The following is a 20,886-nucleotide window of genomic DNA, read 5'->3' as shown; positions in this document are numbered from 1 at the left end:
AGCCGACCCATCCGAACACGCCCAGACGTCAGACGGTGCGCGCCGTCGCGCGCCCGAACGGAATGCCGATGACAACCCCGATCGACAACATCCGCAACTTCTCGATCGTCGCGCATATCGACCACGGCAAATCGACCCTGGCGGACCGGCTGATCCAGGCCACCGGCACCGTGGCGTTGCGCGACATGAGCGAGCAGATGCTCGACTCGATGGATATCGAGAAGGAGCGCGGCATCACCATCAAGGCGCAGACCGTGCGCCTGGAATACCGGGCCGAGGACGGCAAGGATTACATCCTCAACCTGATGGACACGCCCGGCCACGTGGACTTCGCCTACGAGGTGTCGCGCTCGCTGGCCGCCTGCGAGGGCTCGCTGCTGGTGGTGGATGCCTCCCAGGGCGTCGAAGCGCAGACGCTGGCCAACGTCTACCAGGCGCTCGACGCCAACCACGAGATCGTGCCGGTCCTCAACAAGGTCGATCTGCCGGCCGCCGAGCCGGAGCGGGTCAAGGAGCAGATCGAGGAGGTGATCGGCCTCGACGCCTCGAACGCGGTGCCGATCTCGGCCAAGACCGGGCTGAACATCGAGGCGGTGCTGGAGGCGATCGTGACCCGCCTGCCGCCGCCCAAGGGCGACCGGAGCGCGCCGCTCAAGGCCCTGCTGGTGGACAGCTGGTACGACGCCTATCTCGGCGTCGTCGTGCTGGTGCGCATCATCGACGGTGTGCTCAAGAAGGGCATGACCATCCGGATGATGGGCGCGGACGCCGTCCACGGCGTCGACCGGATCGGCGTGTTCCGTCCGAAGATGGCCGAGATCGGCGAGCTCGGCCCGGGCGAGGTCGGCTTCTTCACCGGCTCGATCAAGGAGGTCGCCGACACCCGCGTCGGCGACACGCTGACCGAGGACAAGCGCCAGACCACCTCGATGCTGCCGGGCTTCAAGGAAGTCCAGGCGGTCGTGTTCTGCGGCCTGTTCCCGGTGGACGCCGCCGAGTTCGAGAACCTGCGCGCGGCCATGGGCCGGCTCCGGCTCAACGACGCGTCCTTCTCCTACGAGATGGAGAGTTCGGCCGCGCTGGGCTTCGGCTTCCGCTGCGGCTTCCTCGGCCTGCTGCACCTGGAGATCATCCAGGAGCGGCTGGAGCGCGAGTTCAACCTCGACCTGATCTCCACCGCGCCCTCGGTGGTCTACCGCCTGAAGATGCGCGACGGCACGCTCAAAGAGCTGCACAACCCGGCCGACATGCCGGACGTGATGAAGATCGAGCTGATCGAGGAGCCCTGGATCCGCGCCACGATCCTGACGCCGGACGAGTATCTAGGCGGCGTGCTCAAGCTCTGCCAGGACCGCCGCGGCGTCCAGATCGACCTGAACTACGTCGGCAAGCGCGCCATGGTGGTCTACGACCTGCCGCTGAACGAGGTGGTGTTCGATTTCTACGACCGGCTGAAATCGATCTCGAAGGGCTACGCTTCGTTCGACTACCACGTCTCCGACTACCGCGAGGGTGACCTCGTGAAGATGTCGCTGCTGGTCAACGCCGAGCCGGTGGACGCCCTCTCGATGCTGGTCCACCGCACCCGCGCCGAATCGCGCGGCCGGGCCATGTGCGAGAAGCTGAAGGACCTGATCCCCCGCCACCTGTTCCAGATCCCGGTCCAGGCGGCGATCGGCGGCAAGATCATCGCCCGCGAGACGATCAAGGCCCTGTCCAAGGACGTCACCGCCAAGTGCTACGGCGGCGACATCTCGCGCAAGCGCAAGCTGTTGGACAAGCAGAAGGAAGGCAAGAAGAAGATGCGCCAGTTCGGGCGCGTGGAGATCCCGCAGGAGGCGTTCATCGCGGCGCTGAAGATGGACGATTGAGGTGCTGATTTCGTGACGCGTACTCAACCTAGGGTGGGCGGTGCGGATCGGTTCAGCGTCTGGCCTTATCGGTCTGTCTTTGATCGAGAGCCTGTTCGACCGGCTATCCCATCCTTTTCCTCATCCTGAGGTGCCGGAGCGCAGCGGAGGCCTCGAAGGAGCCCTCCCGCCAGTCGCGCGATCCCTGGAGGGCTCCTTCGAGGCAGCTACGCAGCACCTCAGGATGAGGGGGAGGGTTTGAGGATCTCCGTGGCTCGAAATCGTCACTCGGTGGACCCGGTGCAGTTATCGAATCCGAACGGTCCCTTCCGTCGTCGCGAGCACTACGAAGCAATGACGGTGTGGAGCGCCGGAGAAGCTTCTACCCCGGCGGCAGCACGTCGATCTGGATGCCCGCGTAATACGCCGCCAGATTCGCGATGTCGGCATCCGACAGTTCCTTGGCGACCACGTTCATGATCTCGTTCTGCCGCTTGCCGTCGCGGTACTCGCCGAGCGCCTTCACCAGGTAGGGCTCGACCTGGGCGGCGAGGTTCGGCGCCTCCGGCAGCTTCGAGAGCCCGTCCATCCCGTGACAGGTCTGGCAGGCGCTGGCCTTCTTGCGCCCGAGGGCCGCGTCGCCGGCCTGGGCCGAGAGCGGGACGAGCAGAGCGGCAAGAAGGAGAAGCGGGCGGATCATCGGCTGGGCTCGGTAGGCGGTTTCACGAAAGGTCAACGGAACAGGCGCAGTCCCCCTCTCCCGTGCGGGAGAGGGGGACTGCGCCTGTTTGCGGCGGTGGCGCCTCGTACGGAGCGAGGCGCCAAGTCCCAAAAACCTACTTGTCGTAGGAGATCCGGTAGATCGCCCCGGCGGAATCGTCCGAGACCAGCAGCGAGCCGTCGAGCATCACCGCCACGTCCACCGGGCGGCCGAGATACTCGCCGTCGCCGGTCAGCCAGCCTTCCGCGAACGGCTTGACCGCGCCGAGCTTCCCGTCCGCGCCCATGGGGGCGAACATCACCCGGGCGCCCACCGGCTCGGTGCGGTTCCAGGAACCGTGCTCGGCGATGAAGATCCCGCCCTTGTACGAGGCCGGGAACTGCTTGCCGTTGTAGAAGGCCATGCCGAGATCGGCCGCGTGGGGCGGCAATTCGGTGACCGGGGCGACCGCGTCGGCGGGCGGGGTCTGGTCCTTATACTCGACCGTGCGGATTGCGCCGCCGCCGTACCAGGGGAAGCCGAAATTCTCGCCCGCCTTGGTGGCGTGGTTCAATTCACCCGGCGGCTTGTCGTCGCCCATGCCATCGACCTGGTTGTCGGTGAACCAGAGCGACTTGTCGGCGGCGAAATCCATGCCCACCGAATTGCGGATGCCGGTCGCAAAAACCTCGCGGTTCTTGCCGTCGGCGTCGATGCGGATGATGCCGCCGATGCCGGCCTTCCGGTACAGGTCCATCTTCTCGGCCGGCGGCACGTTGTAGGGCTGGCCGAGCGCAATGTAGGTCTTGCCGTCCGCACCCACCCGGCAGACCCGGGCGGTGTGATTGAAGCTCTCTTCCCCGGCCGGGATCAGCGCGCCTTCCTTCACCAGGATGCCGGCGGCGACGTCCGGATTCTCGTAGAAGAACTCGGCGGCCGGGAAGGCGAGCACCCGATTCTGCTCCACGATGGTGAGCACGCCGTCCTTCGAGAAGCAGACGCCGTTGGGGATCTTGAACGCGATGCCCGGCGCGAAGGCCCGGACCTCGTCGGCGACCCGGTCCTTGTCGCGGTCGGTGACCGTGTAGACCTTGGTCTTGCGGGTGCCGACGAACAGCACGCCGGCATTGGGGCCGACCGCGATGGCGCGGGCATCCGGCACCACGGCGTAGAGATCGATCTTGAAGCCGTCGGGCAGCTTGATCTTGGTGAGCGTCTTGCGGATCGCATCGGCGCGGCGGCCGGTCTGCGGGATCTCGGGGGCGGCCTGGGTGTCGGTGCTGCGGAGGTTCTGCAGCTTCTCCAGGTCGTCGGCCTTGGCCTTGGTCTCGGCCGGCGCCGCACCCTGTGCGAGGGCCGGAGCCACGAGGGCGGGCAGGGCGACGCCCGCCCAGAGCGCAGCGATGAACAGCGATCGCATCGTTTTAAAATCCTCCCGGCCGCCCTTGGGTTCGGACGGTTCCGAATCGGACATAGACGACGCCTGCGGGCGGGCAAGTTGCGCCGGTGACGCGCGCCCGCAGCTGTCGCGTGTCAGGCGACCTTGCGGGGGACGAGACGCTCGCTGCCCAAAGCCGCCTGCGCGCCGGATACGCCGGATTCGGTGTATTCGGCGTCCTCGTTGACCTGCCAGACATCGTGCCGGCGCCGGCCGCCGAGGATGTTCTCCACGGTCAGCATCGCGGTCATCATCGCGTGGTCCTGGTTGTTGTACTTGTGCATGCCGTTGCGACCGACGAGGTGCAGGCTCGGGAAGTCCCGCTCCAGCTCGCGCCGCACGGTGACGACGTGTCCGGCATAATCCTCGTCGTAGACCGGATACGCCTTGGGCTGGCGGACCACGCAGGCATCGACCACGTCGGCCGGATCGATAAGCCCGATCTGGCCGATCTCGCGCTTGGCGAGCGCCACAAGCTCCTCGTCCGAGGCGGTCCAGAGCCCGTCGCCCTCGAAGCAGAAATACTCGAGGCCGAGGCATGTGTGATCGTCGTCCGGCACCATCTCGGGCGACCAGGAGCGGAAGTTCTGCACCCGGCCGACCTGCACGGACGGATCGTGAATGTAGATCCAGTTGTCTGGAAAATTCTTTTGCGACTTGGCGATGAGCGCCACGGTCAGGAAGTCGCGGTACTTGAGCGACCGCGCGTTGAAGGTGCTGAGCGGACGCGGGCGGATCGCATCGACCAGTTCGCGCACCGGCGCCGACGAGATCACGTGCCGGGCCGTGAAGGTCTCGCGGCTGCCGTCGGCGCTGCGGGCCGCGACCGTCCAGATGCCGGTGCCGGCATCGTAGGAGAGCGCATCGACGCCGCGGTCGAGGAGCACGCTCCCGCCCTGCGCCTGGATCTTGGCGGCGGCGGCCTCCCACATCATACCGGGTCCGCGGCGGGGATAGCGGAACGACTCGATCAGCGTCTTGATCACCGGGCCGCCGGCCTTGGGCGCCTTGCGCAGGCCGAGCGAGCGCTTGATGCCGTCGCGGATCGCCGCGCCGAGGTCGAGGCCCTTGATGCGCTGGGCCGCCCAATCGGCCGAGATTGCGTCGCACGACATGCCCCACACCTTCTCGGTGTAGGTCTTGAAGAAGATCGAGAACAGGCGCTCGCCGAACTGGTTGCGGACCCAGGCGTGGAAGTTCTTGGGGTCGCGCACCGGCCGCATGCGGGCGTACAGGTAGGAGGCCACGCAAGCCGCGCTCGTGAACAGGCCGAGGTTGCGCAGCGCTTCGAACGCCTTGAGCGGATAGGCGTAGTACCGGCCGCGATAGTAGATCCGGGACAGCCGTGGCCGCTCGATGAAGTCGTTGGGCAGGATCTCGTCCCAGAGATCGACCACCGCCTTGGATTTCGAGAAGAACCGGTGTCCGCCGATATCGAACAGGTAGCCGTTGTGCGAGACCGTGCGGGAGATGCCGCCGACCTGCGCCGGATCCCGCTCCAGCACGGTGACCGACCGCCCCTGCTTCGACAGCAGGTAAGCGGCCGTGAGGCCCGCCGGCCCCGCGCCGATCACCAGCGTCTCGGTGTGGTGGCTCATCCCCTGCTCCGGCTGCCGTCCCGGCCGGATCGCGGACCGGCTCGCGCGGAGAGTGCGGCGGGATGGTTAAGGAACCGCCTCACGGTTGATTGACCCGCCATTAAGCGCGGGCGCGCAGCATGGCTCCGGCGCTCGCTTTCGGCGCATCCGGGGACCCGAACCGATGCCGCCCGCGGCCGCCGCCTCGCCGGCACGGATCGATCCGCGCACGTTCTTGTGGCTGCTCGTCGCCCTGTCGCTCGCGACGCTGAACGCGCCGCAGGACGTGTGGGACACGATCCGGCACCTGCGCGTGCCCGACACCGACGACGCGATGCGGCTTGTCGAAGTGCGCGACATGCTGGCCGGCCAGGGCTGGTACGACAACACCCAGTACCGGTTCCTGGCGCCGGACGGCGTGGCGAGCCATTGGTCGCGCCTGGTGGACGCTCCGATCGCGGGCCTGATCCGGGCGTTGACGCCCCTGGCCGGGCCGGACCTCGCCACAGGTCTGGCGGCGGCGATCTGGCCGATGCTGCTGTTCGGGCTGTTCTGCACCCTGCTGTACCGGGGCGTGAACGCGCATTTCGGGAGCCGGGCGGCAATCCTGGCGGTGCTTGCGGCGACCCAGACCTTCGGGATCGCGATCCAGTTTCAGGCGGGCCGGGTCGATCACCACAACGTCCAGATCCTGGCGATCCTGGGCCTCGCATTCTGCGTGATCCGCGGCGGCTTCCGCGCCGGGCTCGTCGGCGGCGGGCTGGCGGCCCTCTCGCTGACGGTGGGCCTCGAAGGCCTGCCCTATCTCGCCCTCGGCGCGCTCTACCTTGCCGGCGACTGGTGCCGGCGCGGCCGCGTCGCCCTCCCCTGCCTCGCAGGCTTCGGGCTCGGCCTCGGCGTGGCGGCCCCGCTCCTGTTCGCCGCGCAGACGGCCCCCGGCCTCTGGACCGCGACGCGCTGCGACGCCCTCTCCCCGCCCTGGCTGTGGCTGACGACCGGCGGCCTCGGCTTCGGCGCCGCAGCGTTCGTCCTGGACCGGTCTCGCACGAAGGGCCGCGCGAGGCTCGCCCTGGCAATCGCCTCCGGCATTGCTCTGATCGGAGGGTTCGCCCTCGCCTTTCCGGTCTGCCTCGACGGGCCGTTCCCCGGGATGACGCCGCTGGTGCGGGAGCATTGGCTGCTCACCGTCAACGAGATGGCGTCGGTGCGGAAATCCGTGGCCCAGGGGCGCTGGGAGATGCTGGTCTTCTACCCGGTCGTTCTCCTCGCAACCCTGGCCACGAGTTTGATGGCGTGGCGCGGATCACAGCGGCGCGCCTGGTCGGTCGCCGCCCTGTTCCTCTGGCCCGGGCTGATCCTCGGGATCTTTCAGTTCCGCGGGCTCTACATCGCCTCCGGCTTCGTGCCGCTGGTGACGGGGCCGGTGATTGACCGGGCTCTGACGCTGGCCGTCCGGGCCGACCCCCGCCGCGGGGCGGCCGCCGCGCTCGGCGCCAGCCTCATCAGCACCCTCTGGATGGCGCCCGCGGCGCTGGCCGGATGGCTCGGCGCCGAAGCCCGGACGGGACCCGATCCAGCCGCCGCCTTCGCCTGCCTGGGAGATGCCGCCGTGCGTCCCCTGGCGGCACTCCCGGCCGGGACCGTGCTGGCGCCGATCGCCCTCGGGCCGTCGATCCTGCTGCGCACGCCGCACACCATTGTGGCCGCGCCCTATCACCGGGCGATTCCGGGCCTGACCGCCGCGATCGAGGGCCTCGGCGGCACCGAGGCGGATCTCGACCGGGTGCTCGACGCCTTCCGGGTCCGCTACGTGGTAGCCTGCCCGGCTCGTCCGGCCGACGACCTCCAGGCCGAGCCGGCCTTCGCGACCCGGCTCGCCCGCGGGGAGGCTCAGTCCGACCGGCTGGAGCCCATCGCGCTGCCAGGTCCCCTCAAGGTCTGGCGGGTTATTCGCTAGGCGGTCAGAGCAACCGGCGATCGAGCCGGATGATCCGGCAGGGATCGCCGGCCGTCGCGGCCTTCTCGTGCGGCGCGCGGATCAGCAGCGCCTCGGCGCGGCCGAGCACGGCCAGCATGGAGGAATCCTGGCGCTTCTCCGGATCCGCCACCGGCAGGCAGCCGGGTTCGAGCGCGAGGGTGGCGCGCATATAGTCGGCGCGGCCATCGTTGGCCGGCAGGTCGCGGGCGAGCGTGGCCGGTTCGCTCCGGTCGGCGCCCGCCTGCGGGTCGCCCTGCAGGGCTCGGATTGCCGGCACGACGAACAGCAGTCCGCAGACGATCGACGACACCGGATTCCCGGGCAGGCCGATCACCAGCATGTCGCCCAGTCGCCCGTGCATCAGCGGCTTCCCGGGCCGGAGCGCCACACGCCAGAAGCCGAGTTCCAGCCCCTCCCGGGCGAGCGCGGCCTGGACCAGGTCGTGGTCGCCGACGGATGCGCCGCCGAGCGTCACCAAGAGGTCGGCCCGGGCCTCGCGGGCGCGGCGGAACGCATCTTCCAGGGCCCCGTGATCGTCGGCGGCGATACCGAGGTCGATGATCTCGGCGCCGGCCTCGGCGGAGAGGGCGGCGAGCGCGAGGCTGTTCGAGGCGACGATCTGGTCCCAAGCCGGCACGGCGCCGGGTTCCACAAGCTCGTCGCCGGTCGCGAGGATCGCCACGCGCGGCCGGCGGCGGACCGAGAGTTCCGGCTGGCCGGCCGCCGCGGACAACGCCAGGCGCCGCGCGTCGAGGGTCATGCCGGCGACCAACAGGGTCTCGCCGGCGGTGAAGTCCAGGCCGGCCCGGCGGATAAATCGGTCTCTTTCGACCGCCTCCATCACCCGAACGACGTCGCCCTCGGCCTGCGCGTCCTCCTGGATCAGGATCCCGTCGGCGCCCTCCGGCACGGGAGCGCCGGTGAAGATCCGCACCGCCTCGCCGGGGCCGATGCGCCCCGAGAAGCCGTGACCGGCCGCGCTGGTCCCGATCAATCTCAGGCTGGCACCAACCACGGACGCATCGGCGAAGCGGACCGCGTAGCCGTCCATGGCGGAGGCCGGGAACGGCGGCTGCGTTCGGGAGGCGGCGACATCAGCCGCCAACGTGCGCCCTGCGGCCCGGGCCAGCGGAATCGTTTCTGCCTCGACCGGCGCGGGGATGCTTGCGAGCACCCGTGCCAGCGCTTCGGCGACCGGGATCAGCCCAGTGCTCATGCGTCGGGCGCCCGGTAGGCACCGGAGCGGCCGCCATCCTTGGCGATGAGGCGGATGCCCTCGATCCGCATGCCGCGATCCACCGCCTTCACCATGTCGTAGACCGTCAGGCAGGCCACGGAGACCGCGGTCAGCGCCTCCATCTCGACCCCGGTCGGGCCCTGGACCCGCACCTCGGCGGCGATGCGCAGGCCCGGCAGCGCGTCGTCCAGCTCGCACTCGACCCGCACCTTCGACAGCAGCAGCGGATGGCAGAGCGGGATCAGCTCGTAAGTCCGCTTGGCGGCCATGATCCCGGCGAGCCGCGCGGTGCCGACCACGTCGCCCTTCTTGGCGTCGCCCTCGCGGATCAGCGCCAGGGTCTCGGGCCGCATCACCACGCTGCCCTCGGCCCGGGCGGTGCGGTCTGTGGCGGGCTTGTCGGTGACATCGACCATGTTGGCCGCGCCGCTGGTGTCGAGATGGGTGAGCGTCGAACCCGGTTCCATGCTCACCCCTTCTTCTTGTCGTCTTGCTTCTTGGCCTTGCCGGCCTTGGCGTCCGGCTCCGGCCCGTCGCCCTCACCGAACAGCAATTCCCGGGTCGCCCGCGTGACGTCCGCCTGGCGCATCAGGCTCTCGCCGACCAGCACCACGCCCAGACCGTGCTCCCGGAGCCGCCTGACGTCGGCATGGCCGCCGATACCGCTCTCGGCCACGGCGATCCGGTCCGCCGGGATGCCCGGGGCGAGGCGGATCGCGGTCTCGAACGAGACCTCGAAGGTCTTGAGGTTGCGGTTGTTGATCCCGATCAGGGCCGTGCCGAGCGGCACCGCGCGGTTCAACTCGGCCTCGTCGTGGACCTCGACCAGCACGTCCATGCCGAGCTCGTGCGCGGTTGCCACCAGCGCCTCAGCCTCGTCGTCGTCCAGGCAGGCCATGATGGCAAGGATGCAATCGGCACCCCAGGCCCGGGCCTCGTAGACCTGGTAGGGCTCGAACAAAAAGTCCTTGCGCAGAACCGGGAGCCCGCAGGCCGCCCGCGCCTCGGTGAGGTATTCCGGACGCCCCTGGAACGACGGCTCGTCGGTGAGCACCGACAGGCAGGTGGCACCGCCGGCCTCGTAGGCCGCCGCCAGCGTCGCGGGCGCGAAATCCTCGCGGATCAGGCCCTTCGACGGGGAGGCCTTCTTCACCTCCGCGATCAGGGCCGGGCGCCCGGCATCGAGATGGCTCCGGATCGCCGCCGCGAACCCGCGCACCGGCACGGCCTGGGCGGCGCGGCGCTCGAGCTTGGCCAGCGGCACCCGCAGCTTCGCCTCGGCGATCTCGCGGCGCTTGTAGGCCTCGATCCGGGCCAGCACGTTGGGCCGCTCGTTCGGCGCCTCGGCAGAACCCTCATGGGTCACCGATTCCTGCGTGAGCGTGCTCATCGGCACTCCTCCCCGTTCGAGGGATCGTTCGAGGCCCGGACCAAGCGGGCGAAGGTGTCCCGCGCCGCCCCGGAATCGACGGCATCCTGCGTCCGCGCGAGCCCGTCCGCCAGGGTCGACGCCGCCCCCGCGACGACGAGGGCCGCGCCTGCATTGAGAACGGCGATGTCCCGGTAGGCGTTGCGTGCGCCGGCCAGGACGGCTTCGAGCGCCCGGGCGTTGTCGGCAGGATCGCCGCCGCGCAGCTCTTCCGGTGCCCGCAACGGGAGGCCGAGGTCCCGCGGATCGATGGTGAACCGGGACAACCGGCCCTCCTCGAGGGCCACCACGCGGGTCGGCCCGGTGACGGTTATCTCGTCTAGTCCGTCGGAGCCGTGGACGGTCCAGACCCGGCGGCTGCCGAGTTCGGCGAGCACCTTCGTCAGCGGCTCGGCCAGCGCCTCCTGCGCGACGCCGAACAGCTGGTAGGCGACGCCCGCCGGATTACAGAGCGGTCCCAGCAGGTTGAAGATCGTCCGCACCGGCAGCTCGGAGCGCACCGCCGCCACGTGGCGCATGGCGCCGTGATGGGCCTGGGCGAATAGGAAGCACAGGTTGGCCTCGGCGAGGCACCGGGCCTGACCCTCGGCATCGAGCCCAAGCCTGACGCCCAAAGCCGCCAACACGTCGGCGGCACCTGAGCGCGAAGTCGCGGCGCGGTTCCCGTGCTTGGCCACCGGCACGCCGCAGGCGGCGACCAGGATGGCGGCGAGCGTCGAGACGTTCACGCTGCCGGAATGATCGCCGCCGGTGCCGACCACGTCGACGGCGCCGGCGGGCGCATCGATCCGGGTCATGCGGGCGCGCATCGCCTCGGCGGCGCCGACGATCTCCTCGACGGTCTCGCCGCGCACCTTCAGGGCGGCCAGGAACGCGCCGGCCTGCACGGGCGTGACCTCGCCCGACAACAGGTCGTCGAAGGCCGCGCGCGCCTCGGCACGGTCGAGGGCCAGGCCCCCGGCGACCTTGGCGAGATGGGGTCTGAAGCTGTCCATGCGCTCTGTCGGAAGGCCGCCCCGGCCGTCCGGCGTCAATGCACGTCGGCGCGGGTCCTGTCACGCGCCGCGTTCCAGGCGGCGGCCAGATCCAGGAAGTTCCTCACGATCTCCGTGCCGTGCTGCGACCGGATGCTTTCGGGGTGGAACTGCACCCCGTGGAGCGGCCGCTCGGCGTGCTCCAGCCCCATGATCAGGCCGTCGGCCTCAGCCGTAACCCGCAACGTGTCCGGGCAGCTGGCCCGGTCTACGATCAGGGAGTGGTAGCGGGTCGCCTCGAAGCTGTCGTTCAGGCCCCGGAACAGGCCGCTGGCGCCATGCCGGATGGTCGAGACCTTGCCGTGCAGCGGTAGCGGCGCCCGGATCACGTCGCCGCCGAAAGCCTGGCCGATCGCCTGGAGCCCGAGGCAGACGCCGAAGATCGGGATCTCGTGTGAGAGGTCTCGGACGACATCGAGGCAGATGCCCGCCTCGTTCGGCGTACATGGGCCGGGTGAGAGCACGATCGCGTCCGGCGCCTTAGCGCGGATGTCGGCGACGGTGATCGTATCGTTGCGGGCGACCGCGACGGCGCCGCAGAGCGGGCCGATCAGGTGAACGAGATTCCAGGTGAAGGAATCGTAGTTGTCGATGACGAGGACGTTGGACATCGCGGCGGCACGCTCGGGCATTTTCGCGATGTGAGCCCTCTCGCCCGCAGGGTCAACCTCGCTCTACTGCCCGCGCTTGGCCTGGGCGGCGAACCGAACCGCCTCCTCGGCGGCCCGGAACAGCGCCTTGGCCTTGTTGACGCATTCCTGCTGCTCGGAGGCCGGATCTGAATCGTAGACGATGCCGGCGCCGGCCTGGACGTGCATGCGCCCGTCCTTCACGATCGCCGTACGCAGGACGATGCAGGTATCCATCTCGCCGCGCGCGCCGAAATAGCCGATGCAGCCGGCGTAAGGCCCGCGCTTCTCGTGCTCCAGCTCGTCGATGATTTCCATGGCCCGCACCTTCGGAGCGCCCGAGACCGTGCCGGCCGGGAAGCCGGCCGCGAGGGCGTCGAGCGGATCGTGGCGCGGATCGAGGTCGCCCTCGACGTTCGACACGATGTGCATGACCTGGCTGTAGCGCTCGATGAAGAACGAATCGGTGACCCGCACGGTGCCGATCTTCGAGACCCGGCCGGCATCGTTGCGGCCGAGATCGAGCAGCATCAGGTGCTCGGCGCATTCCTTCGGATCGGCCAGCAATTCGGCGGCGAGCGCCGCATCCTCGGCCGGGGTCGCGCCGCGGCGGCGCGTGCCAGCGATCGGCCGGACCGTGACGGTCCCGTCGCGCACGCGCACCAGGATCTCCGGCGACGAGCAGACGATCTGGAAAGCCTCGAAGTCGAGGTAGCAGAGGAACGGCGCCGGGTTGGTCCGCCGCAGCGAGCGGTACAGGCTGTAGGCGGGCAGCGTGAACGGCGCCGAGAAGCGCTGGGACAGCACCACCTGGAACACGTCGCCGGCGACGATGTACTCCTTCGCCTTCGCGACCATGCCGGCGAAGGCCTCGGGGGAGGTGTTCGAGACCGGCTCGGGATGCGCCACCGTTGAGAGGTCCACCCGCGCATCCACCGGCAGCGGGCCTTCGAGGGCCTCCGCCACCCGGTCGAGGCACGCGAGCGCAGCCTCGTAGGCGGCGCGGGCGGTGACGCCGGGCGAAGGCCGCACCGGCGAGATGACGGTGATCTGATCGCGGATCGAATCGAACACCACCATGACGCGCGGGCGCATCAGGATCGCGTCCGGCACGCCCAGGGGATCCGGGTTCGGCTCGGGCAGCCGCTCCATGGCGCGGACCATGTCATAGCCGAGATAGCCGAACAGGCCGGCCGCCATCGGGGGCAGATCCTGCGCATCGGACTGAGCGATTGCGCTCTCGGCGATCAACGCCCGCAGGCTGGCGAGCGGATTCCGGTCGTCCGGCGCGAAGGCGTCGAGATCGGCGCCGCGGGCGATCGCGGGGGCGCCATCGCGACAGCGCCAGATTAGGTCCGGATCGAGACCGATCATCGAGTAGCGGCCGCGCACCGCGCCGCCCTCCACCGATTCGAGCAGGAATGCCGGGCCGGCATGCCGGGCGCGCAGCTTCAGGAACGCCGCCACCGGCGTCTCGAGGTCGGCGACAAGGCTGAGTTCGACGAGGCTCGCCTGCCCGGCCTCGTAGCGTCCGGCGAAGGCCGCGTAGTCAGGCGCCTCGGCCATGGCCCTCAATACTCTCCGCCGATGGCCCGGCGCAGGGCCGCCTGATCGATCTTAACGCCCGCGTTCTTCTGGACCTCGGAAATATACTGGGACAGCACGTCGTCGGCGAGCGCGGCCTGGAAGTTCTTGGTGATCGCCTTGTCGCCCTGAGTGTTGGCTACGAAGGCCGGCATCGTCGCCGCCGTAACCTTGAACACGGCGCGCGAATCACCCGCGGCCGCGGTGCCAGCCTTGCCGACCGGGGTGGCGAAGATCAGGTTCACGTCGTCGGCGGTTAGCATGTCCTTGGCCTGGTTGCGGGCAAGGTCCTGCGCCTCCTGCGTGTTGACGCCGACCTCCTGGGCGACCGCCTCGATGGTCGCGCCGCCGTTGAGCTTCTCCGCCAGCTCCCGGCCCTTGGCCTGGAGCCGCTTGGCGATCTCGGCGGTGGTCCAGCCGGCCTTCACGCCGTCCCGGACCTCGTCCAGCGGCTTGTCGTGCGCGGCGTCGATGCCGGTTACGTCGTACCAGACGTAGCCGCCGGACTTGGTGCGCAGCGGCTCGTTGTCGCCGCCGATCTCGGCCCGGAACAGGGCCGGCAGGGTGGTGTCCGGGTCGGGGATGTCGGCGACGCGCTGGCCGTCCGGGCCCTTGCCCTGGGGATCCACCGCCTTGACGGTCACGAGCTTCAGCCCGCGCTCGGCGGCGATGTCGGCGAGCGGCTTGGCGCTGGCGCGCTGGTCCTCGATGGCGTCGCGGGTCGTCTCCATGGCGTCCCGGGCGCGGCTGAGCGCCAGGCCCTTGCGGATCTCGCCCTCGACCTCGGCGAACGGCTTGACCGTGCCCGGCTCGATCTTGGTCACGCGCAGCAGCACGGTGCCGAAGCGGCCCTGGACCGGCTGGCTCACGCCGCCCTCGGGCAGCGCGAAGGCGGCGTCGGCCACGACCTTGTCGAACAATTCGGCCTTGGTCAGCGTGCCGAGCGTCAGGTCGGTGCCGCCGGTGCTGCGTTCCTCGGCCACGGCCTCGAAGGTCTTCGAGCCGTCCTCGATCGCCTTGCGGGCGGTCTCGGCCGCGGTGGCATCCGGAAACACGACCTGCTGGATCGTGCGCTTCTCCGGGCTGCCGTAGCGGCCCTTGTTCAGCTCGTAGGCGGCCTTGGCGTCCGCATCGGTGATCGCCTCCGGCTTGGCCATCGCCTCGGGATCGACCACCAGCAGGGTCGCGGTCCGGAATTCCGGCGCCCGGAAACCGGACTTGTTGGCCTCGTACCAGGCCTTCAATGCGTCCTCGGTCGGGGCCGGGATCTCTCCGGCAACGGACGGGGTCAGCATCAGGTAGGCCGCAGAGCGGCGCTCGGTGGTGTAGCGGTGGACCGCCTCGCGCATCGCCGCCGGCACGTGCAGATCGGACGACACGGCCTCGGCGAGCTGCAGCCGCGCGATCACGGAGCGCTGCTCGCGCACGAACAGGCCCTCGTTCAGGCCCGCCCGCTGGAGGGTCTGGTAGAACAGCTGCGGCTCGAACTGGCCCTGGGCGTTCTGGAAGCTCTTCTCGTCGTGGATCGCCCGGATCACCGAGGCGTCCGGCACCCCGAGACCGAGATCATGCGTCTTCTGGTCGAGGGCTGCCTCGGTGATCAGCTGCGACATCACCTGCCGGTCGAGGCCGAGCATCCGCGCCTGATCCGGGGTGAGCGCACGCTTCAGCTGCGTCTGATAGCGCTGCAGCTGGTTCTGGTAGGCCTGGCGCACCTGCTCGGCGGTGATCGGCGTGCTGCCCACCGTCGCGACGTTGCTGCTGGAGCCGCCGCGGAAGAATTCCTCCACGCCGAAGATCCCGACGCCCGCGATCAGCAGGGTGAAGATGATCGTCAAGACGATCTTGCCGAGCCAATGCTGGCTGGCGTTGCGGATGCCCTGAAGCATGATCTGTGATCGGATACCTTCGGCCGTCGACCCGTCGCCGGGCCGGTGCCATCCCTGAAAGCCGACCGCGATAGACCATTCGCGCCCACAGGCAAAGGCTCACCCATTCGGACGGTTTGCGCGCCCAAGCTCGCTCTGGTAGGCCCCGCCGACCCCGGAATACCGTGGCGGCGCGGGGACGAGGTGAGGGCTAGGGATGTCGCAGACGGGGCGGAAACCGCTGGTCGCCGGCAACTGGAAGATGAACGGGACCCGGGCTTCGATCAAAGTGGTCGAGGCGATCCGGGACGGTCTCACGCCGGACCTGGCATCCCGCGTCGAGGTGCTGATCTGCCCGCCCGCGACGCTGATCGGCTCCTGCGTGGCCGCGGCCGCCGGCTCGCCGATCGTCATCGGCGGCCAGAACCTGCACGCCCGGCCGAGCGGCGCCTTCACGGGATCGATCTCGGCGGAGATGCTGGCCGACCTCGGCGCGCAATACGTGATCGTCGGCCATTCCGAGCGCCGGGCCTACCATCACGAGACGGATGACGGCGTCCACGCCAAGGCGCTCGGCGCCCGCCGCGCCGGCTTGAGCGGCATCATCTGCGTCGGCGAGACCATCGAGGAGCGCGAGCAAGGGCGCGCCCTCGACATCGTCCGCGCACAGCTGGCCATCGGCTTGCCCAAGGGCGCCACCGCGGCCGACACTGTGATCGCCTACGAGCCGGTCTGGGCGATCGGCTCCGGCCGGACCCCGACGCCCCGCGACATCGCCGAGGTCCACGCGTCTCTGCGGGAGATGCTGGACAAGCTCGTCGGCGACGAGGCGCACCGGATCCGCATCCTTTACGGCGGCTCCGTGAAGCCCAGCAACGCCCGCGAGCTGATGGCGGTGGAGAACGTCGACGGCGCCCTGGTGGGCGGCGCGAGCCTCGTGGCCGAGGACTTCCTGGGGATCTGCGGCGCCTACGCCTGAGGCGCGGGCGGGGTCTCGGGCGGGAGTCTCGGGCAAAGCCTTCGTCAGGGTCTCGGGACTGTCACACGATCCTGCTTTGTGGGGCGTGACGACACCCGACCGCGAAGCCTGCCATGACCATCGATCACGACCGCGCCGACCCCTCGATGGTGGACATGATCCGCCGCGAGATCCTCGACAGCTACGACGAGGAGATGGAGCTCGGGTTCGAGGACGACCGCCTCGACAGCCTCGAGGGCGGGACCGGCTCCGGCAGCGACCGCCGCTTCTATTTCCGGGAGCTGCTGCGCCTCCAGCACGAACTGGTCCGCCTGCAGGACTGGGTCCAGCACAGCAAGCTGCGCGTCGTGGTCCTGTTCGAGGGGCGCGATTCGGCCGGCAAGGGCGGCGTGATCAAGCGGATCACCCAGCGCCTCAACCCGCGCGTCTGCCGGGTCGCGGCGCTGCCGGCGCCGAGCGAGCGCGAGCGCACGCAATGGTACTTCCAGCGCTACGTCAGCCACCTGCCGGCCGGCGGCGAGATCGTGCTGTTCGACCGCTCCTGGTACAATCGGGCCGGCGTCGAGCGCGTCATGGGCTTCTGCTCCGATGCCGACGTCGAGGAGTTCTTCCGCTCGGTGCCCGAGTTCGAGCGCATGCTGGTGCGCTCCGGCATCGTGCTGCTGAAATACTGGTTCTCGATCACCGACGAGGAGCAGGCCCTGCGCTTCCACATGCGCATCGCCGACCCGTTGAAGCAGTGGAAGCTGTCGCCAATGGATGTCGAATCCCGCCGGCGTTGGGAGGACTACACCCGCGCCAAGGAGGAGATGCTGACCCGCACCCACATCCCCGAGGCGCCCTGGTGGGTCATCGAGGCTGTGGACAAGAAGCGCGCCAGGCTGAACTGTATCAGCCACCTGCTCGAACAGATCCCCTACCAGGACGTCGAGCATCCGCCGGTTCACCTGCCCGAGCGGGTTCGCCACGCGGATTACATCCGCACGCCGACCCCGCCGGAGATGCTCGTCCCGTCGCGCTACTGAGCGGCGAACTGGTCGCGCGTCAGAGCTTGAACGCCTGGCGCGCCATCAGGCGCCAGCGGCCGTCGTCCCGGCGCCAGACCTGCAGCACACCGATATGGACCGGCGAGGTTTTTCCACCCGCGACGGCCTCACCGGTGAAGACGTGCCGGACGATCGCGTCCTCCCCGATCACCGAGGCCGAGCGGTCCGACAGCGTGATGCTGGGGAAGCGCGAGGCGCCGCTGGTCAGCGCGCCGACGAAGGCCGCCTTGTCCTGCACAACGCCGCTCGAATGGCCGTAGCTCAAGCCATTGAGGGTGAGGGCATCGAGGGCGGTGCCGTCCGCCGCGAGCAGGGCCTTGGTCAAGGCATCCACCGCCGCCTCGACCTCGGCGGTCTGGGCGGAGGCTTCCGTTCCGGCGGCGAACCCCGGCGGCGCGTGGATCAGGATCGGCGCGGCGAACGCGGCGGCGAGCGCCGAACGGCGTGAGATGGTCATGGCGAGCCTCCCGGGCGGGGCGGCGCGTTCGATGAGCCGCCTTCCCGCCCGTCAGAACACGGTCCGACCCCGGACGCGAGGCCGACCGGGAACAACCGGGGGCCGATCGTCAAGTTGGCGGCGGCCAGCGAGTGGTGTATGGCCGACGCAGATTTGCGACCGGCGCGCCAAGTCGAATGCCTGACACCTCGAATGCCTGGCACTTCGACTGCTTGGCACCTCGAACGCCTGGCACCGGCCGCCCGTCGCCGGATCGCCTCCTCGGGACCGGCGCGCGAAGCCGAACCAGATTCCGGAACACCGATGCAGACCGTCCTGATCGTCGTCCATCTCATCATCGTGCTCGCGCTAATCGGCGTTGTGCTGCTGCAGCGTTCCGAGGGCGGCCTCGGGCTCGGCGGTGGCGGCGGGGGTGGCGTCGCCGGCTTCATGACCGGCCGCGGCCAGGCCAACGCCCTGACCCGCGCGACCGCGATCCTGGCCGCCCTGTTCTTCGCCACCAGCATGCTGCTCGCCGTGATGTCGCACCGTTCGGCGGCGCCGAAGTCGATCCTCGACACCGGCGCGTCCTCGCCCGCCGGCCAGCCGGCCAAGCAGCCGACCGGAGCCGACAACCTGCTCGACACCCTGCGCCAGCAGCAGGACCGGGCCCCCGCGACCGCGCCGGCCCAGCCGGCCGTGCCCGAGGCGCCGCAGTCGCGCTGACGCGGCGCATGGCCGAAATGGATACCGGGTCGGCACTGGACGCGCGTGACAACCGGCCCCGTGAGCCGCAAGAGGTCAGGCGGCGGATGAGCGAGGGCCGGCGATTCGGCTCAGCTCCGGTCCGCCCTGGCGGGCCGTTCCCGTTGCCCGCCTGATCCCCAACCATTCCATCGCCGGCAGGCTTGCCGTTTGGCAAAGGCCAGCGCTTTCTGTATGGACCGAGGCCCATGACGCGGTACGTTTTCATCACCGGCGGCGTGGTTTCCTCCCTCGGTAAGGGACTCGCCTCGGCGGCGCTGGCCGCCGTACTCCAGGCCCGGGGTTACCGGGTGCGGATGCGCAAGCTCGACCCCTACCTGAACGTCGATCCGGGCACGATGAGCCCGACCCAGCACGGCGAGGTGTTCGTCACCGACGACGGCGCCGAGACCGACCTTGATCTCGGCCATTACGAGCGCTTCACCGGCGTGCCGGCGAGCCGGGCCGACAACATCACCACCGGCCGGATCTACCAGGACATCATCGCCAAGGAGCGGCGCGGCGACTATCTCGGCGCCACCATCCAGGTGATTCCGCACGTCACCAACGCGATCAAGGATTTCGTCCTCGACGGCAACGACACGTTCGACTTCGTGCTGGTCGAGATCGGCGGCACGGTCGGCGACATCGAGGGGCTGCCGTTCTTCGAGGCGATCCGCCAGCTCGGCCAGGAACTGCCCCGCGGCACCTGTGCGTACGTCCACCTGACGCTGCTGCCCTACATCCCGTCGGCGGGCGAATTGAAGACCAAGCCGACCCAGCACTCCGTGAAGGAGCTGCGTTCGATCGGCATCCAGCCCGACATCCTGCTCTGCCGTTGCGACCGGCCGATCCCGATCGAGGAGCGGCGCAAGCTCGCGTTGTTCTGCAACGTCCGCGAGACCGCGGTGATCGAGGCGCTCGACGTGGCCTCGATCTACGAGGTGCCGCTCTCCTACCGGAAGGCCGGGCTCGACCGGGAGGTGCTCGGCCATTTCGGCCTGGAGCACGGCGAGGAGCCGGATCTCGGCCGCTGGACCACCATCTCCGACCGGGTGCGCAACCCCGAGGGCGAGGTCTCCATCGCCATCGTGGGCAAGTACACAGGGCTAAAGGACGCCTACAAGTCGCTCACCGAGGCTCTGATCCACGGCGGCATCAGCCACCGGGTGAAGGTCAACCTCGAATGGATCGAGGCCGAGGTGTTCGAGCGCGAGGATCCCGCGCCGTTCCTTGAGGGCCTGAACGGCATCCTGGTGCCCGGCGGCTTCGGCCAGCGCGGGGCAGAGGGCAAGATCCGGGCGGCCCGCTACGCCCGCGAGAAGCGCATCCCGTATTTCGGGATCTGCTTCGGCATGCAGATGGCGGTGATCGAGGCCGCCCGCTCGCTGGCCGGGGTGCCGAACGCCAACTCCACCGAGTTCGGCGAGACCTCCGAACCGGTGGTCGGTCTGCTGACCGAGTGGCTGCGCGGCAACGAGCTGGAGCGCCGCGCGGCGGTCGGCGATCTCGGCGGCACGATGCGGCTCGGGGCCTACGACGCACAGCTCGACCCCGATTCGAAGATCGCCAAGATCTACGGGTCGGAGCGGATTTCCGAGCGGCACCGCCACCGCTACGAGGTCAACATGGCCTATCGCGAGCGGCTGGAGGCGAAGGGCCTGCGCTTCTCCGGCCTCTCGCCGGACGGGCTCCTGCCCGAGACCGTCGAGCATGTCGGGCACCCGTGGTTCATCGGCGTGCAGTTCCACCCGGAGCTGAAGTCTCGCCCGTTCGAGCCGCACCCGTTGTTCAAGGGGTTCGTCGGCGCGGCGATCGAGCAGAGCCGGCTGGTCTGAGCGCCGGGGCGCGGCTCCGCGCCGCTGCTCGCGCCTGGGCCCCGAACCCTATATCGGTCGGATCGTGACCGAGATCCTGTTCTACCACATGCAGCGCCAGCCCCTGGAGAAGGTGCTGCCGAACCTCGTCGAGCGCTCGCTCGGCCGGGGCTGGCAGGCCGCGATCCAGGCGGCCACCGAGGAGCGGCTTCAAGCCCTCGACGACCACCTGTGGACCTATTCCGACGAGAGCTTTCTGCCCCACGGCACCGACCGTGATCCCGACGCGGCCGGGCAGCCGGTGGTACTCACCTTGCGCGACGTGAACCCCAACACCGCCTCCATCCGCTTTTTGGTGGAGGGCGCCGACCTGCCTCCGGACGCAGAGAGCTACGAACGGATCTGCATCCTGTTCGACGGGACCGACCAGGACGCCCTGCTGCGCGCCCGCGAGCAGTGGCGCCAGGCCAAGGAGGCGGGCCATACCGTCGCCTACTGGCAGCAGGACGATTCGGGCCGCTGGAACAAGAAGGCTTGACC

The 20,886-nt window shown here is 69.5% G+C and carries 18 protein-coding genes; 7 read left to right on the top strand and 11 right to left on the bottom strand.

Annotation, left to right across the window (positions count from 1 at the left end):
- Positions 1–68 precede the first annotated feature (68 nt).
- Positions 69–1,871, top strand: a complete 1,803-nt coding sequence (lepA, locus tag ACYQPG_RS09895) for a translation elongation factor 4 (protein WP_147938642.1) — start codon at positions 69–71, stop codon at positions 1,869–1,871.
- 361 nt (positions 1,872–2,232) lie between these two features.
- Here lepA and ACYQPG_RS09890 read toward each other — a convergent pair whose 3' ends face one another.
- The 3 genes from ACYQPG_RS09890 to ACYQPG_RS09880 form a co-directional block, all read right to left on the bottom strand.
- The gene (locus ACYQPG_RS09890; protein WP_461230826.1) at positions 2,233–2,550 is read right to left on the bottom strand and encodes a c-type cytochrome; all 318 of its coding nucleotides are present in this window, start codon (positions 2,548–2,550) and stop codon (positions 2,233–2,235) included.
- Between the two features lie 136 nt (positions 2,551–2,686).
- The gene (locus tag ACYQPG_RS09885; protein ID WP_461230825.1) at positions 2,687–3,970 is read right to left on the bottom strand and encodes a PQQ-dependent sugar dehydrogenase; all 1,284 of its coding nucleotides are present in this window, start codon (positions 3,968–3,970) and stop codon (positions 2,687–2,689) included.
- A 113-nt stretch (positions 3,971–4,083) separates the two neighbouring features.
- Positions 4,084–5,586, bottom strand: a complete 1,503-nt coding sequence (locus ACYQPG_RS09880; protein ID WP_461230824.1) for an NAD(P)/FAD-dependent oxidoreductase — start codon at positions 5,584–5,586, stop codon at positions 4,084–4,086.
- A gap of 163 nt (positions 5,587–5,749) precedes the next feature.
- On the opposite strand from ACYQPG_RS09880, the gene ACYQPG_RS09875 reads away from it, so the two are divergent.
- Complete coding sequence (locus tag ACYQPG_RS09875) at positions 5,750–7,522, top strand: hypothetical protein (protein ID WP_461230823.1); 1,773 nt, start codon at positions 5,750–5,752, stop codon at positions 7,520–7,522.
- 4 nt (positions 7,523–7,526) lie between these two features.
- Here the strand turns inward: ACYQPG_RS09875 and ACYQPG_RS09870 are convergent, their stop codons facing one another.
- The 7 genes from ACYQPG_RS09870 to ACYQPG_RS09840 all read right to left on the bottom strand — a co-directional run bounded on the left by ACYQPG_RS09870 (position 7,527) and on the right by ACYQPG_RS09840 (position 15,345).
- On the bottom strand, positions 7,527–8,759 hold the full coding sequence (locus ACYQPG_RS09870) for a molybdopterin molybdotransferase MoeA (RefSeq protein ID WP_419829324.1): 1,233 nt from the start codon (positions 8,757–8,759) through the stop codon (positions 7,527–7,529).
- On the bottom strand, positions 8,756–9,247 hold the full coding sequence (moaC, locus tag ACYQPG_RS09865) for a cyclic pyranopterin monophosphate synthase MoaC (protein ID WP_461230822.1): 492 nt from the start codon (positions 9,245–9,247) through the stop codon (positions 8,756–8,758). The genes ACYQPG_RS09870 and moaC overlap by 4 nt, the downstream gene beginning before the upstream one ends.
- A 2-nt stretch (positions 9,248–9,249) precedes the next feature.
- A complete protein-coding gene (gene trpC / locus ACYQPG_RS09860) occupies positions 9,250–10,170 on the bottom strand; it encodes an indole-3-glycerol phosphate synthase TrpC (RefSeq protein ID WP_419829323.1) in 921 nt (306 codons plus the stop codon).
- Entirely contained in the window at positions 10,167–11,204 is a 1,038-nt protein-coding gene (gene trpD, locus ACYQPG_RS09855; protein ID WP_461230821.1) for an anthranilate phosphoribosyltransferase, read from the bottom strand. The genes trpC and trpD overlap by 4 nt, the downstream gene beginning before the upstream one ends.
- Before the next feature lie 35 nt (positions 11,205–11,239).
- Positions 11,240–11,854 carry an anthranilate synthase component II gene (locus ACYQPG_RS09850; RefSeq protein ID WP_147905834.1) on the bottom strand — a complete coding sequence of 205 codons (615 nt, stop codon included), beginning with the start codon at positions 11,852–11,854 and terminating at the stop codon, positions 11,240–11,242.
- A gap of 63 nt (positions 11,855–11,917) precedes the next feature.
- A complete protein-coding gene (gene trpE / locus ACYQPG_RS09845; RefSeq protein WP_461230820.1) occupies positions 11,918–13,438 on the bottom strand; it encodes an anthranilate synthase component I in 1,521 nt (506 codons plus the stop codon).
- A gap of 5 nt (positions 13,439–13,443) precedes the next feature.
- Complete coding sequence (locus ACYQPG_RS09840) at positions 13,444–15,345, bottom strand: peptidylprolyl isomerase (protein WP_147905836.1); 1,902 nt, start codon at positions 15,343–15,345, stop codon at positions 13,444–13,446.
- Positions 15,346–15,541: 196 nt separating this feature from the next.
- On the opposite strand from ACYQPG_RS09840, the gene tpiA reads away from it, so the two are divergent.
- A complete protein-coding gene (gene tpiA / locus ACYQPG_RS09835) occupies positions 15,542–16,303 on the top strand; it encodes a triose-phosphate isomerase (protein ID WP_147905837.1) in 762 nt (253 codons plus the stop codon).
- A gap of 113 nt (positions 16,304–16,416) precedes the next feature.
- A complete protein-coding gene (gene ppk2, locus ACYQPG_RS09830) occupies positions 16,417–17,328 on the top strand; it encodes a polyphosphate kinase 2 (RefSeq protein ID WP_461230819.1) in 912 nt (303 codons plus the stop codon).
- A gap of 19 nt (positions 17,329–17,347) precedes the next feature.
- On the opposite strand, the gene ACYQPG_RS09825 is transcribed toward ppk2, so the two are convergent.
- On the bottom strand, positions 17,348–17,806 hold the full coding sequence (locus tag ACYQPG_RS09825; protein WP_461230818.1) for a nuclear transport factor 2 family protein: 459 nt from the start codon (positions 17,804–17,806) through the stop codon (positions 17,348–17,350).
- Positions 17,807–18,109: 303 nt separating this feature from the next.
- Between ACYQPG_RS09825 and secG the strand changes: the two genes are divergently transcribed.
- From secG to ACYQPG_RS09810, 3 genes are all read left to right on the top strand, one after another.
- Complete coding sequence (gene secG / locus ACYQPG_RS09820; protein WP_147905839.1) at positions 18,110–18,511, top strand: preprotein translocase subunit SecG; 402 nt, start codon at positions 18,110–18,112, stop codon at positions 18,509–18,511.
- Positions 18,512–18,738: 227 nt separating this feature from the next.
- Entirely contained in the window at positions 18,739–20,367 is a 1,629-nt protein-coding gene (locus ACYQPG_RS09815) for a CTP synthase (protein WP_147905840.1), read from the top strand.
- A 64-nt stretch (positions 20,368–20,431) separates the two neighbouring features.
- Positions 20,432–20,884, top strand: coding sequence for a DNA polymerase III subunit chi (locus ACYQPG_RS09810; protein ID WP_147905841.1), 453 nt, complete (start codon positions 20,432–20,434; stop codon positions 20,882–20,884).
- Positions 20,885–20,886 lie beyond the last annotated feature (2 nt).

The sequence above is a fragment of the Methylobacterium sp. CM6246 genome (genome assembly GCF_054818005.1).
Note: the sequence above shows the minus strand (reverse complement) of the source record. Positions and strands in the feature narration are given on the sequence as shown.

Coding starts and splice junctions, on each gene's coding strand:
- lepA (WP_147938642.1), top strand. CDS start 69: ATGACAACCCCGATCGACAACATCCGCAACTTCTCGATCGTCGCGCAT.
- ACYQPG_RS09840 (WP_147905836.1), bottom strand. CDS start 15,345: ATGCTTCAGGGCATCCGCAACGCCAGCCAGCATTGGCTCGGCAAGATC.
- ppk2 (WP_461230819.1), top strand. CDS start 16,417: ATGACCATCGATCACGACCGCGCCGACCCCTCGATGGTGGACATGATC.
- ACYQPG_RS09825 (WP_461230818.1), bottom strand. CDS start 17,806: ATGACCATCTCACGCCGTTCGGCGCTCGCCGCCGCGTTCGCCGCGCCG.
- secG (WP_147905839.1), top strand. CDS start 18,110: ATGCAGACCGTCCTGATCGTCGTCCATCTCATCATCGTGCTCGCGCTA.
- ACYQPG_RS09885 (WP_461230825.1), bottom strand. CDS start 3,970: ATGCGATCGCTGTTCATCGCTGCGCTCTGGGCGGGCGTCGCCCTGCCC.
- ACYQPG_RS09815 (WP_147905840.1), top strand. CDS start 18,739: ATGACGCGGTACGTTTTCATCACCGGCGGCGTGGTTTCCTCCCTCGGT.
- ACYQPG_RS09880 (WP_461230824.1), bottom strand. CDS start 5,586: ATGAGCCACCACACCGAGACGCTGGTGATCGGCGCGGGGCCGGCGGGC.
- trpE (WP_461230820.1), bottom strand. CDS start 13,438: ATGGCCGAGGCGCCTGACTACGCGGCCTTCGCCGGACGCTACGAGGCC.
- tpiA (WP_147905837.1), top strand. CDS start 15,542: ATGTCGCAGACGGGGCGGAAACCGCTGGTCGCCGGCAACTGGAAGATG.
- ACYQPG_RS09870 (WP_419829324.1), bottom strand. CDS start 8,759: ATGAGCACTGGGCTGATCCCGGTCGCCGAAGCGCTGGCACGGGTGCTC.
- ACYQPG_RS09850 (WP_147905834.1), bottom strand. CDS start 11,854: ATGTCCAACGTCCTCGTCATCGACAACTACGATTCCTTCACCTGGAAT.
- moaC (WP_461230822.1), bottom strand. CDS start 9,247: ATGGAACCGGGTTCGACGCTCACCCATCTCGACACCAGCGGCGCGGCC.
- ACYQPG_RS09890 (WP_461230826.1), bottom strand. CDS start 2,550: ATGATCCGCCCGCTTCTCCTTCTTGCCGCTCTGCTCGTCCCGCTCTCG.
- trpD (WP_461230821.1), bottom strand. CDS start 11,204: ATGGACAGCTTCAGACCCCATCTCGCCAAGGTCGCCGGGGGCCTGGCC.
- ACYQPG_RS09875 (WP_461230823.1), top strand. CDS start 5,750: ATGCCGCCCGCGGCCGCCGCCTCGCCGGCACGGATCGATCCGCGCACG.
- trpC (WP_419829323.1), bottom strand. CDS start 10,170: ATGAGCACGCTCACGCAGGAATCGGTGACCCATGAGGGTTCTGCCGAG.